Below are 12,655 nucleotides of genomic sequence, written 5' to 3' on the forward strand. Positions count from 1 at the left end.
AAAATAAAAGTTGTTTGTATTTTTGATATGAAAACCAATATATAAAATACGTTTTTATATTTACCTTTCCTAAAATTCCCTATATAATGAATTTTGTGTGAATAAATCTTACAAAGTACTTGATTTTTATTGTGGATTAGGGAGGGCTTTTTTGGAATGACTATGCAAAAAGAGAAACTCAAAACGACCGTTGAAATGCAAACGGGTTTCAGCTTTCCAAAGTATATAAGTAAAATGAAAGGGCTTCATGCCCAAGAAAATAAGCGACAATTAACAGATTCATTTATATCTGCAGTTGGTGGTTTGATCGCTATTACGACTGTTAGTCTTATTGTAGTTACTCTTGGATATCCAATGGCCTTAGGTCCAATAGGAGCAAGTTGTTTACTCGTGTTTGTGGCTTATAAAGGGCCTTTCTCTCAGCCTCGTCATATATTAGGTGGACATTTTTTGTCAACGTTAGCAGCTTTAGCTATTTGGGATGTATTTGGACGATCACATGTGACAATTGGAATTACATTAGCCGTTGTTGTATTGCTAATGGTTTTTACAAAGATGATGCATCCACCCGCAGCAGCAAGCGCAATCGTTGCTATAAATACACAAGTAGGGTGGGGGTTTTTAGGGGCAATTTTTGTTAGTGCAATACTAGTCGTTATTATTTCTGTACTATATAATAACTTGTTCAAATCTAGAACTTATCCACAAAGGTGGATGTAACTTTAAATCTTTACTATATTTTTTAACATTATGTAGGTGGCTATGGATGAAACAAATCCATAGCCTTTTCATTTTTTAGTATATATTCGTGTGATAAATGTTTCTCTTTTTCTTGGATATTCTAAAAAGAGAACTAATAAAGGAGTATCACATGTCTACTGATGCCTTAATTATGGGATTTGCATTTATCCTCATTCACCTATTTGCAAACACATTAATACCTTCGGAGCGAATTCAGCGATTAAAGTGGTTTTCATTTTCGGGAGGGCTTGCTGTATCCTATGTTTTCGTATATATACTCCCGACTTTACATAAAGAACAAAATTTATCAAAAAAGTATAGTGATTATTTTACGATGGAGTCGGAATTGTACTTTATTGGGTTATTAGGCGTATTGCTATTTTATGGGATTCAAAAAGTAGTTCGAAAAGCGCAGCTAAACGATAAAACTGAAAAGGCTAGAACGTTGTTTTGGCTACAAATTCTTTTTTTTGGTGTTTACAACATGTTGGTTGCTTATACCGTTCTTTCGCATAATGTATTAGGCATTCAAGCTGTCTTCTATGGACTTGCAGTCGGTCTTCATTTTGTCGCAGTAGCACATGACTTATGGAGGGAATATACGGATATATATAATAAAGTTGGTAGATATGTACTAGCTCTTGGGATTATTGGTGGTTGGATAATGGGTATGAGCGTACAATTATCTCCTTTAACTGAATCGATTATTTTTGCTTTTATTTCTGGAGCTATGATTTTAAATGTATTAAAATATGAATTGCCACCAGATGAGGAAGCGCATTTCCCAACGTTTGCCATAGGGGTTGTATGTTACACAGCTATTACGATGTCTTTAAAGTTTTTTTTTCAATGGTGAGAGACTTTGTATCAAGTTCCGAAATGGTTTAAAGGCAAATATAATGGGGGATTGTTTTTAAAAAATAAATTTAATTCATAAAAATAAATAAATTACATTAAAATTAAGAGGAAATATTCGATGTATGTAGAAGTATATATAGGACTAAACCGACTTACTTCGAGAGGTGAATATTGTGCAAACTAATGATGTGAAAAATTCTAAAGAAGAAAAAGAGGCTTCTGTTACATATTCAAGGACGAATCCTTTTCCAGCAAAAGTACTTAAAAATGTAAATTTAAATGGATCTGGCTCAAATAAAGAAACGAGACACATTGAATTATCATTAAAAGACTCGAATTTAGCCTATGTTCCTGGAGATTGTCTTGGTATCTTCCCAGAAAATGAATCGGAACTTGTTGAAACTCTTATTAAGGAAATGGGTTGGACCTCATCTGAAAGCGTAACAATAAATAAAAAAGGTGATAAGCTCCCGTTACAGGAGGCTTTGACAACATACTTTGAAATTACTTTATTGACGAAGAAAATTGTGCAGCAAGCAGCTCAATTGACAGAAAATGAAGAAATTCAGAATCTAATCTTACCGGAAAATAAGGATCAATTAAAAGAATATATGGACGGACGTGATTTGCTCGATCTTTTACGTGACTTTGGTCCGTGGAATGGGTCAGTACAAGATTTCGTTTCATTATTAAGAAAAATGCCACCACGTCTATATTCGATTGCTAGTAGCTTAACAGCTATTCCAGACGAAGTGCATCTGACAATTGGTGCTGTTAGATATGAAGCTCATGGTCGTGAAAGAAAAGGAGTGTGCTCTGTACAATGTGCAGAACGCGTCGATAATGGAGATACGCTACCAGTTTTCATCCAACAAAATAAGCATTTCTTTCTACCAGAATCTTCGGAAACAGATATTATTATGGTAGGGCCAGGAACCGGTATTGCGCCATTTAGATCTTTTATTCAAGAGCGTGCAGTGAACGGAGGATCAGGTAAATCTTGGCTGTTTTTTGGTGATCAGTATTCATCAACTGATTTTCTATACCAAGATGAGTTAGAAAAATATCAAGAAGATGGGGTCTTAACAAAACTAGACACTGCATTCTCACGTGATACAGCAGAGAAAGTATATGTACAACACAAAATGCTTGAAAACAGTAAGGAATTGTTTTCTTGGTTAGAAGCAGGTGCATACTTCTATGTGTGTGGAGATAAGCAATATATGGCTAAAGACGTACACAACACGCTTATCGATGTTATTGAAAAAGAAGGGTCAATGGACAGAGAAGCAGCAGAAGCGTATTTAGCTGAGATGCAAAAAGAAAAAAGATATCAACGTGACGTCTATTAAGAAACAATAATGTGAAGCAACGTTTCGATTAGTTAATAAAAACAGACAGAGTCTTTTCTCTGTCTGTTTTTATTGGCTGTCCAAATCTGTTCGCTCACCTAAGCTTTCATGATTAAAGGGTTCTTAAAAAAGAAAAATTTTTGACCATGAAAAACCATTTTTAATTGTTAATTAATAATATTGTTCAAAATATTCTCTAGCTGCATCTTTATCTTGGCTAAATAATTGATTCAACTTGATAATTTCTTCTTCATTCATTGATTTTAATATATTTTCCTCAAAACCATTCCTTTTTAAATAGCTATAAGAAAAAAATCCATCCACACTAAAAAACATACACCTAACTCCTTTTTTGATACAACGGTCTGAACTTTATAAAAAATGTTATCTTATTACACATTATTACCAATTATGGATATTCAATTCATTATTTATGGTGCTAATAAATTAAATAAGGCAACATCAACATGGAATTCTTATGTTGTCAGGTATTTTTCCATAAAATAATACGTAAGATAGGATATATTATCTTTTTATCGGAGGGGAAAATGCTATTAACTAAGGATAAATTAGAGAAAGCTGAAGGAAAAATCTATCATTTTATTAAATCAAGATACCCTCAATTAGTAGATACATATATAGATGTCATCCCAAAAGCCCGGTTTATGATTATGGAAAGAATGGTCAATGCGCTTTTAAGAGAAGGATTTCTGCAGAACCAACAAATTGAAACACAGATTTCCAGGTCCAACCAGGTACAGATTACACTTCATAATGGCAAGCTTATATTACCAATCTCATCAATTTATAGTTATAACAGGTTTAAGTTAGGAAGCCTTCCTATTTTTAAATCAAAGACTACTAGTGAGATCGCTCATCCAGAATTTTTACTCGGAGTCATGAAGGAATTGCAACAAGAACAGGGTCTGATGTATACAAATCTGCAAGGATTTCGAGCCGAGCTTTCTAATAGTGTTGCCAATATGGGTTTAGCACTGCTTTTTCAGAAAGTTAGAATGAAAGAGTTACAGAATCTGGCGTTAGAAAATCAATGGAAATCCATTATGGAGCTAGTAGAAGGCTTAGCAAATGAAGATAGATTTTTTGATGAGTCGGTTTTTTTTGAACAATTATGTGTGAATGGGCACCAATTACACCCTTGCACAAAGTCTAAAATCGGATTAAGTATCGAAGAAGTGATGGAATATTCGGCTGAGTTTAATTTAACAATGCCTGTGTATTTTGCTGCTATCCATAAAGATATTTCTTACCATAATCCAAAACTAAAAGGGGAGCAAATTAATCAGTTTTGGTTGAATGAATATCCTGAGCTTATTGATGAATTAAAGATAGATTGTAGTAAAAAACACGTTAATCCAGATGACTTTTTCATTGTGCCAGTCCATCCATGGCAGAAGGAACATACTCTACCAACACTTTATTCAAATGAAATAGCTAGAGGTCAACTATTTCTTATTGATTTTTCTATCGAAACGAAACCGACATTGTCAGTACGCACCGTAATGCCACAAGGAAAAAGTCATCATTTAAAATTGCCGCTTAATATTCAAATGACAAGCGCAGTGAGGACTATATCACCGAATTCAGTCCACAATGGACCGGAATTAACGTTAATATTAGGTAACGTTCTGAAAAAAGAGGAGTACTTTCATAATACCTTAAATATCATTGGCGAGGATATAGGCTTGCGTTTTCAATCAACTGATCAAACAGAACTTAGCTTTCGAGATCGGAACAAAAATCTTTCTTATTTGATTAGAAACAGTCCTTCATTACTGACAGAAAAAGATGAACACGCAATCGTTGCTTGCGCTTTGTTTAATATTTCACCGATAACCAATCAATTATTAATATATGAAATAATCGAGCTGTTCCATGAGAGGAATCAAACTAATTCGTTAAAAGACAACATCTTGCTTTTTTTCAAAAATTATATCACGGTTGTCCTTACAGGAGTGATTCCTTTAATGACACGATATGGAATTGGTTTAGAAGCACATTTACAAAATACATTAATCGTGTTGAAAGAATGGGAGCCTGTAAAAGTCCTTATTCGTGATTTGGGAGGTGTACGGGTCGATAAAAGGCGCCTTGAACAAGCGGGGTATAACGGAACATATTTCCCTGGGTCGGTCACAATTAGTGATGACGAAATTGGAATGCAAAATAAAGTGATTCATACTGTCTTTCAAAGCCACATTGGTGAGCTAACTTATCACTTAGCTGGTAAATATAGAATAAACGAACAAGAACTTTGGCAAATAGTCAGAGATACGTGTATGTCCATCTTTTTCAACCTTAAAAAAGATAACTCAATAAAAATGAATATCGAAAGTGATATGGCAGCTTTACTGGGGAAGACCGTTCAAACAAAGGCATTAACGCTCATGCGTTTAAAAAATGATGTTACGGATTATGCTTTTATAGATTTACCGAATCCTTTGTGGAGACAGTGATGAAAGTTAAGGGTTAGAAAAAGGTGGGTAAGTATATAGAGAAGAGCATTTGCTCTTCTTTTTTGTTTGAAGGTCACATCTATCAATTGATTTGTGACCTTACATTTTTGTGTCACTTACATGAAACGATTGCTTAACTATCTGTTTTTATGAGTTTGCTCGAGGAGCACTTTTAAAATCTATGCTCTTATGGGTGCCGTCGCAAAAGGGCTTGTTTTTAGACTGACCACAGTGGCAAAGACTAAAAGTAGATTTAACATCAAACTTATTCCCCTCTCCATCGATTAGGTCGACATCTCCAGTAACACGAAATGAACCGTTATCATTTACTTTAATGGTTGGTTTATTTTTTTCCAAAAGTAACAACCTCCTTATTCTTTATACTTTTTTTCCATATTATTTTAATTTATACAGTAATAAAATCACATTGCTTTATATTTTCTAATCTCTGGTAAAGTTTCTGTAACAAACATTTAACAAAGACTAACAGCCTCAATCCAATGTAAGCTAGAACTGAAACCACTCAGACCATTTATTATTATTTCCTCTGTTTGTTTAAATCTGCTGAGGTCCGTAAGTGTGTGCGGCGATCAGTTCTTCTCCATTTGAGTTTACTATGTCCTTAAACTATCTATACATTTGTTGGTCAATTTCCATGATAGAAATAAATAATACAGTATCAATGGCACCTGCTATTTGTGACAAGGTGACATTGCACTGGTCAAAAATCCTTCTGGCAACATAATCAATCCATTATTCCCACACTAAACAATAGTGCTACTTGAATATTAATCTATAAACCTCATGACTACGTATTCATTACAAGTATAACAATTATGAGGGCAAGAAGCAAAAACATGGAACAACAAAACACACTTTAGCGAGCCACCAGCTAAACAAGCCTGGAGATAAAAATCCTACATCTAAAAACTTGAACATCATTGGGGGTGGGAAAGCAGTGTTTCAATGTTTTAATATTTGTTTACATGTTGGACATGTATCTTTAAAGCACTAGCTAATCACCAAAAACTATTAGTGCAAACAGTAGAGTGCATGTTCATATCATTGCTAAAAAATTATACAACACTAAATGAACTGTACAGTTAAAGAACGTACTCAGAGATACATTTTAAAACTATAGCTATTGAAGGTAGTATTGTAGACGGTTTTGTTAAATGGGTTTAACAATTGGCATAATAATTGCATTGGAAATAAGTGAAGTTTATTATGACTTAGATAAAGTAGGAGGAATACGAAATGGGAAAATTAAAATTGGTAGATTTAAGTCATCCATTTGGGGATAAGGCACCATTATGGCCATATTTTGATGATGTTGTTATTGAGAGAAAACACTATCATGCTAAAGCGGGGGTACTTTCCCAGAAGATAACGACAGTGATGCATTGTACGACACATGCGGATGCACCAGCACATGTTATTGAGGGAACAGAATATACAGATGAAGTTCCACTTGATAAGTATTTTGGAACCGGTGTTGTTGTAGACATCCCAAAGGGGAAGTGGGAAATTATCACAGCTGAGGATTTGGAAAATGCAACACCAAAAATTCAGAAAGATGACATTGTGATAATCCATACGGGTTGGCATCGTTATTGGGGAGATAATCGTAAATACTTTGCTCATTCTCCAGGGTTAACAAGAGAGGCTGCTGAATGGTTGGTAGCGAAGGGCGTAAAGGCAGTAGGTGTTGATCAGCAGGCCCTTGATCATCCGATGGGTACTCCGATTGCTCCACATGGTACTGGCCCGTTAATTCCAGAGATAGTAGAAGAATACAAAAAAGAAACAGGAAGAGATGTTCTGGAAGATTTTCCGGATTGGGAACCAGCACATCGTGTTCTGTTAGGAAACGGTGTAATGGGATGGGAAAATGTTGGAGGCGATATTGAAATGGTTCTTGGCAAACGGGTTACAATTGCTGGGTTTCCAATCAGGTGGCACATGGGGGACGGATCCATTGTTAGACTTGTAGCCATGATTGACGAAGATGAGATAAACAATGTACCACCTAGAGTTTATAAGTACGGAACTCAGTAAAAAAAGGAATCAAATATTCGTTGCGAATTGATCCCATTACCTTTGATAGTTACTAATCAACTAGAGGTAATGGGATTTTCTAGAACGAAGAATCATAAAAATTTATCCTATTAAGGTGTATAAAGAGGTGGTTTTTCTTGAATAATCAATTAATTGAGTATTATCGTAAAATGCTTTTCATCCGGCGATTCGAGGAGAAAGCAATTGAATTATATAAGGAAGGCTTAATCGGAGGATCCTATCACTCTTATATTGGGCAAGAAGCGATTGCTGTCGGTGTTTGTAGTACTTTACGGAAAGAAGACTATATGACAAATACTTATCGTGGCCGTGGTCAACATTTAGCAAAAGGAGCAGATCCAAAGCGCTTGTTTGCAGAAATCCTTGGTAGAACTACTGGTTATTGTAAAGGAAAAGGTGGCCCAATGCATATCACAGATGTGGAACATGGAATTTTAGGTGCAAATGGGATTGTCGGGGCAGGAATCCCCATTTCTGTGGGTGCCGCACTAACTGCAAAAATGACAAATTCAGATCGTGTAAGTGTCACATTTTTTGGGGACGGAGCAATAAATCAAGGTGCATTTTATGAAGCTGCAAATATAGCTGCAATATGGGAACTCCCAGTCGTTTTTATTTGTGAGAATAATCAATACTCCGAAATGACGCCAATCAAGGAAGCAGTAAAAAATAACGACCTTGCTGAACGTGCTGATACTTTTTGTATCCCGGGAATAGTTGTAGATGGGAATGATGTTGAAGCGGTACAAAACGTTGCAATGGAAGCCGTTAATCGTGCTCGTAGTGGTGGTGGACCCACTTTAATTGAAGCTAAAACTTATAGACTACAAGGACATATGTATGGAGATAAGGAGACCTACCGAACGAAGGAGGAAGTAGGTAGAAGATGGGAAAAAGAACCTATAAAATTATTGGCTGAAAAACTAATTGAACTAAACTTAGCTACAAATAAAGAGTTAGATGTTATTGACAATAATATTAATAATGAAATTTCTGAAGCTGTTAGATTTGCTAGGAATAGCCCAGAACCAGCAATAGAAGAAATATTTACGGATGTTTTATAAATAAGAAGAGAAGGGATGATGATTTTGGTTAGGGAAATAACGTATGTGCAAGCTTTAAATGAAGCTTTACGTGAAGAAATGGAGAGAGATGAGCGCGTATTTATAATGGGAGAAGACATAGGAGATTATGGTGGGGTTTTTAACGTAACAGCTAACCTAATTAAGCAATTTGGTCGAGATCGTGTACGCGATACGCCGATTTCTGAAACGGGCTTTATTGGCGCAGGTTTAGGGTCTGCGATGACTGGATTGAAGCCTGTTATTGAAATCATGTGGATTGATTTTACAGCTGTTGCAATGGATCAAATTATTAACCAAATTGCTAAAATGAAATATATGTCAGGTGGGCAGACGAATGCACCTTTAGTGATCCGTACACAGGGTGGTGGAGGACGGGGAAATGGAGCACAGCATTCGCAAAGTTTAGAGACTATATTTGCTCATATTCCTGGTATGAAGGTTGTATTACCTTCAACACCTTATGATGCAAAAGGGTTATTAAAATCGGCAATTCGTGAAAATTGCCCGGTTATTTTTATAGAGAATAAAATGCTATATACACAAAAAGGGCGCGTACCAGAAGAAGAATATACTCTTCCTATTGGCAAAGCTGATGTGAAGAAAAGTGGTAGTGATGTTACTATAATCAGTCTCTCTAGAATGGTTGATTTTTGTCTAAGAGCTGCTGAACATTTAGAAGAGGATGGTATATCTGTTGAAGTAATTGATTTGAGAACTCTTAATCCATTAGATATGGATTCGATTATACAATCTATTAAGAAGACGATGCACGCAGTTGTAGTTCATGAGGCCAGTAAATCATATGGCTGGGGAGCAGAAATTGTTTCACGAATACAAAAAGACGCTTTTGATTATTTAGATGCACCAATTGACCGTGTTGCAGCTGAAGACGTTCCGATCCCTTATAATCTCTCTTTAGAAAAGGAAACACTTCCTCAGGTTAAAGATATTATCAAAGCGGTAAAAGAACAATACCAGAGTGAGGTCTAATACAATTAAAGAAGGAGAAGAGAAAATGCCGTATATCAACATAAAATTAGTTGAAGGTAGAGATATCGAGACAAAGAGACGTTTGGTTTCAAGTTTGACAAAAGCGTGTTGTGAAGCGTTATCTATTACACCAGATTTAGTACGGATTGAGTTTAATGAGTTAAAAGTAGATCAATTTAGTATTGGTGGTAATTTAGTAATCGACAGAAATAACAGCGCTGATGGGGGTTATAGTAAATGACACATGTTATACAGTTACCCAAAATGGGGTTGTCAATGGAGGAGGCTAAAATTAATCGATGGATAGCGGAACTTGGTAAAGTGTATCAAAAAGGTGATTTGCTAGTTGAGGTAGAAACAGATAAATCTACTTTAGAAATTGAAATGAATCAGGATGGCGTTATTTCTGAGTACCTTGTTAATGAAGGAGATACAGTTGAAGTGGGTACACCTCTAGTGCGGCTTGAGGTTGAACATAACAATGAGATTAATGAAAAGACTTCTGGTATGTCCCAGATTTGTGAAGCAAAGCAGATAGATGAAGAAAATAAAGAAGAGAAAAAAGAAGAAAACACTACTCATTTGGCAAACTCACATAAACGTAAGCACTTTATCCCGATTTCCCCATCAGCACGAAGAAGAGCTAGAGAGTTAGAGATAGATTACTCAATATTAACAGGTAGCGGACCTAATGGCAGAATTACTCATAAAGATATAGAAGGAGCTTATGCAACAAAAATAAAACGAGAAAAAAACAGGGAAAATGAATCTAAGCTAAACCTTTTTGAAGATAAGTCTATGAAACTAACTCAAATGAGGAAGATTATTGCAAAGAGAATGGTTGAGAGTGTCACAACAATCCCTCAATTTCATATTAAACGAAAAGTAGATGTTTCTAATATCTTAAAACTGAAAGAGTCTATAGAAGATAGTGTGATTCGCTCTAAGGATATTAAGCTTTCTTTAAATGATTTTATTGTACGTGCGGTTGCTGAAACCTTAAGAAAGTTTCCTAAACTTAATTCCTCGTTTATCGGTGATCCAAATGAAGAAAAAAGCTATATTAAGCAGCATAAGGAAATTAATATCGGGTTTGCTGTTGCATTAGAAGACGGAATTACTGTTCCTGTTATACATCAAGCGGATCAGCTTACAGTCGTCGATATCGCAGCAATTCGAAAGAAAAGGGTAATTTCAGCGCAAACTGGGACATTAAAAGGTAATGAGACAAGTGGAGGTACATTAACAATATCGAATCTTGGAGTAATGGATGTAGAAGAGTTTACAGCGATAATCAATCCTCCGGAAGTGGCCATTTTGGCTATCGGCTCAATCATAAATGAACCGAGAGTAGAGGATGGGGCAATTGGAATTCGCCCAATTGTGACAATTGTAGGTTCTTTTGATCATCGAGTTATTGATGGACTAGAGGCTTCAAAATACATGAAGGAATTAGTTCTTAAATTAGAATCAAAAGATTGGTTATTATTTTAGCAATCAATGGAAAAGGAGGTTAAATCTTGAACGAAAGAATACAAAGCATTACGGCCCGATCAATTGAAGTCCCACTAGACACTCCGGTTTGGTTGGGTGGAGGAGTTGTGAATAAAAGAGATTATTGTTTTACCGAAGTAACGACAACAGAAGGTAGGGTGGGTCATGCACTTACATTTGCAAGAGGTGGTGACTTAGCTTCAACTGTAATAAACAATGTTGCTCCTCTGATTATAGGTATGGAGTCGGATAAAATCGAGAAAATTTGGGAAGTGGTTTATCAAAAAAATCGCTTAAATGGTCAACAAGGTTTATTTATGCGAGCGTTAAGTATTGTGGATTTGGCTTTATGGGATATTAAAGGAAAAAAAGCTAACATGCCTTTATATAAATTACTGGGAGGTTATTGTGATTCTGTTCCTATTCTAATAGCAGGTGGCTATTACGCTCCAGATAAGGATTTAACAAAATTATGTGAGGAATACGAAGAATACACTAAATTAGGCTACAAACATATGAAACTTATGGTTGGAGGGGCTTCCATGGAAGAAGACCTTGCTAGATTTGTAACATTAAGAAAGTTTCTTCCTAATGAGATTTCACTATCTGTAGATGCAAATGGTTCGTGGGAAAATCCGAAAGATATTTTTCGGTGGGTAGATAAAGCTCATAGTGAAGGGGGCAAGATCGCGTTTCTAGAAGAACCTCTTCCTCCAGAGAATATTGATGGTTTTTCATGGCTTCGGAATAAGACATGTGTTCCAATCGCTTCAGGTGAATTTTTAGCGGGAAGATGGGTATTTAACGAATTCATAAATCGTAATTGTGTGGACATTGTACGGGCCGATTCGACATTATGTGGAGGAATAACAGAATGGCGAAGAATCGCTTCAGTTGCCTCTACTCGGAATCTCACACTAGTTCCTCATTATTTTGCTTCAATCCACCTTCAAGTCGCCCTTGCCTTTCCCGGGTCTGACATGATCGAGGTTGTATCAAAGGAAGGGAAAAATAGTAGTTTTTCTCTTTTGGCTGGTGAGAATTTTGTTATAAGAGATGGAATAGCTTATCCAAAAGATCTCCCAGGTTTGGGATTAACAATAGATAAAGAGTTTATGGATGCCCATACGCTCCAAAACTATTCTTATGATAAAACAATGCTAAATTAATGATCGTATGATTAAATCATCCCTTGGTGATAAGGAGAACAGTGAGAGATATTTAGAGGTGCGCTTTTCAATTGTTATGATGATGACAATCACTGTCAGAATCTCTTTTCTCTTTCCAAGTTGGATGTAATCGATCCATTAGGGCACTAGTCGACTATTGAAACTGAGTAATAATTTAATATAAGCGCCCTCTTCATTAGGACTACTTAGTGAAGAGGTTTCCTTTTCCCCTGTTACTATTCAAAAATACCTACTTTTATAATGAGGTGCTTAAAATGAATATTTTAATTATTGGAATGTCAACACTAAACTGGACAAAAATTATAAGGTCTGTTGCTTGAATTCGACTGGTGTTAAATAGCCTAGTGTTCCGTGAATTCGAATGTTATTGAACCAATGAACATAATCAT

At 35.7% G+C, this 12,655-nt stretch carries 13 protein-coding genes; 10 read left to right on the forward strand and 3 right to left on the reverse strand.

Translation table 11 applies throughout. The annotated features are described in order from the left end of the window. Positions 1-156 precede the first annotated feature (156 nt). From AC1FXZ_RS04715 to AC1FXZ_RS04725, 3 genes are all read left to right on the forward strand, one after another. The gene (locus AC1FXZ_RS04715) at positions 157-720 is read left to right on the forward strand and encodes an HPP family protein (RefSeq protein ID WP_480051491.1); all 564 of its coding nucleotides are present in this window, start codon (positions 157-159) and stop codon (positions 718-720) included. Positions 721-871: 151 nt separating this feature from the next. After that, positions 872-1,597: a hypothetical protein gene (locus tag AC1FXZ_RS04720; RefSeq protein ID WP_480051493.1), complete on the forward strand. Its 726-nt coding sequence runs from the start codon at positions 872-874 to the stop codon at positions 1,595-1,597. Between the two features lie 175 nt (positions 1,598-1,772). Further along, on the forward strand, positions 1,773-2,951 hold the full coding sequence (locus AC1FXZ_RS04725) for a sulfite reductase subunit alpha (protein WP_480051495.1): 1,179 nt from the start codon (positions 1,773-1,775) through the stop codon (positions 2,949-2,951). 171 nt (positions 2,952-3,122) lie between these two features. On the opposite strand, the gene AC1FXZ_RS04730 is transcribed toward AC1FXZ_RS04725, so the two are convergent. Then, positions 3,123-3,287 carry a hypothetical protein gene (locus AC1FXZ_RS04730; RefSeq protein ID WP_480051497.1) on the reverse strand — a complete coding sequence of 55 codons (165 nt, stop codon included), beginning with the start codon at positions 3,285-3,287 and terminating at the stop codon, positions 3,123-3,125. A gap of 212 nt (positions 3,288-3,499) precedes the next feature. Between AC1FXZ_RS04730 and AC1FXZ_RS04735 the strand changes: the two genes are divergently transcribed. After that, positions 3,500-5,428 carry an IucA/IucC family protein gene (locus AC1FXZ_RS04735; RefSeq protein ID WP_480051499.1) on the forward strand — a complete coding sequence of 643 codons (1,929 nt, stop codon included), beginning with the start codon at positions 3,500-3,502 and terminating at the stop codon, positions 5,426-5,428. A gap of 147 nt (positions 5,429-5,575) precedes the next feature. Here the strand turns inward: AC1FXZ_RS04735 and AC1FXZ_RS04740 are convergent, their stop codons facing one another. Continuing rightward, the gene (locus AC1FXZ_RS04740; RefSeq protein WP_480051501.1) at positions 5,576-5,785 is read right to left on the reverse strand and encodes a CDGSH iron-sulfur domain-containing protein; all 210 of its coding nucleotides are present in this window, start codon (positions 5,783-5,785) and stop codon (positions 5,576-5,578) included. A 900-nt stretch (positions 5,786-6,685) separates the two neighbouring features. On the opposite strand from AC1FXZ_RS04740, the gene AC1FXZ_RS04745 reads away from it, so the two are divergent. The 6 genes from AC1FXZ_RS04745 to AC1FXZ_RS04770 all read left to right on the forward strand — a co-directional run bounded on the left by AC1FXZ_RS04745 (position 6,686) and on the right by AC1FXZ_RS04770 (position 12,245). After that, positions 6,686-7,486: a cyclase family protein gene (locus AC1FXZ_RS04745; RefSeq protein WP_480051503.1), complete on the forward strand. Its 801-nt coding sequence runs from the start codon at positions 6,686-6,688 to the stop codon at positions 7,484-7,486. A 137-nt stretch (positions 7,487-7,623) separates the two neighbouring features. Next, positions 7,624-8,571 (forward strand): thiamine pyrophosphate-dependent dehydrogenase E1 component subunit alpha, encoded by a 948-nt coding sequence (locus AC1FXZ_RS04750; RefSeq protein WP_480051505.1) that lies wholly within the window; start codon positions 7,624-7,626, stop codon positions 8,569-8,571. An 18-nt stretch (positions 8,572-8,589) separates the two neighbouring features. After that, a complete protein-coding gene (locus AC1FXZ_RS04755) occupies positions 8,590-9,582 on the forward strand; it encodes an alpha-ketoacid dehydrogenase subunit beta (protein ID WP_480051507.1) in 993 nt (330 codons plus the stop codon). A 25-nt stretch (positions 9,583-9,607) separates the two neighbouring features. Further along, positions 9,608-9,823 carry a tautomerase family protein gene (locus AC1FXZ_RS04760; RefSeq protein WP_480051509.1) on the forward strand — a complete coding sequence of 72 codons (216 nt, stop codon included), beginning with the start codon at positions 9,608-9,610 and terminating at the stop codon, positions 9,821-9,823. Further along, positions 9,820-11,076 (forward strand): dihydrolipoamide acetyltransferase family protein, encoded by a 1,257-nt coding sequence (locus AC1FXZ_RS04765; protein WP_480051511.1) that lies wholly within the window; start codon positions 9,820-9,822, stop codon positions 11,074-11,076. The genes AC1FXZ_RS04760 and AC1FXZ_RS04765 overlap by 4 nt, the downstream gene beginning before the upstream one ends. A gap of 26 nt (positions 11,077-11,102) precedes the next feature. Next, positions 11,103-12,245, forward strand: coding sequence for a mandelate racemase/muconate lactonizing enzyme family protein (locus AC1FXZ_RS04770; protein WP_480051513.1), 1,143 nt, complete (start codon positions 11,103-11,105; stop codon positions 12,243-12,245). A gap of 321 nt (positions 12,246-12,566) precedes the next feature. On the opposite strand, the gene AC1FXZ_RS04775 is transcribed toward AC1FXZ_RS04770, so the two are convergent. Next, positions 12,567-12,655: IS3 family transposase (locus AC1FXZ_RS04775; protein ID WP_480051529.1), on the reverse strand; the 89-nt coding region annotated here is incomplete at its 5' end.

It is taken from the genome of Halalkalibacter sp. HAAS-P014 (assembly GCF_056619965.1).